The organism is Brachyspira sp. SAP_772 (assembly GCF_009755885.1).
In the GTDB taxonomy this organism is placed as follows: Bacteria; Spirochaetota; Brachyspiria; order Brachyspirales; family Brachyspiraceae; genus Brachyspira.
Genome location: NZ_VYIX01000145.1, coordinates 1 through 732 on the forward strand (window position 1 = coordinate 1; position 732 = coordinate 732).

Here is a 732-nt window from a genome sequence, read left to right on the forward strand (position 1 = left end):
TTTTTTACATATATAATAGTAAATCTGCCTATATGGTATATTATACTATACTTTTTTATATACAGTCATAAAATTCCCTTCTTCGGTATTAAAATAATAGCAACTATATTTTCTGTAATATCAATACTAAAATATTTTGATATATGGAAAAACGGTCTAAATATACAAATMGCTAGAAAAACTATAAGACTCTTTACAGCAACTTCTATAATCTCTTCAGTATTAGAAATAGCATTATATAATATAATAAATAAAGATGTTTTTATATATACATCTATAATAGCTGTAATTGCCTGTTTATTARTAAATGGAGGTGCCGTTTCTTTAACTCTGCTTTCATTCAAAATAGCTACACTTAAATTAGACYTAGAAACYAATATTAATACTTTCTATATCCCAATTAYAACTAAAATCCTCTATACTATTTATTTCTTTTTCTTTTCTGTTGTATTRGTATTTTTAATCTATTCAATCAATGTAAATGAAAATTTATATATCAATAATTATATTAATAACACATTAAAYGAAATAATAAAAATAGATGATAATATATATTCATTAAACAATAGTATAAAAAATGATTTAAATATTTATAATAGAGTTATAAATAATGTTTATTCAAATAGATATACTCAAAATAGAGATATTTTAAAAACAGAAATAGAAAATAGATTATCTTATATAGACAGAGTATTAAAAAATAATTATAAAGCAATTTATATAAATATAGAT

At 19.3% G+C, this 732-nt stretch carries 1 protein-coding gene; it reads right to left on the reverse strand.

The window, feature by feature from the left end:
• Window positions 1-65: 65 nt before the first annotated feature.
• The gene (locus GQX97_RS14845) at window positions 66-344 is read right to left on the reverse strand and encodes a hypothetical protein (RefSeq protein ID WP_198391247.1); all 279 of its coding nucleotides are present in this window, start codon (window positions 342-344) and stop codon (window positions 66-68) included.
• Window positions 345-732: the final 388 nt, after the last annotated feature.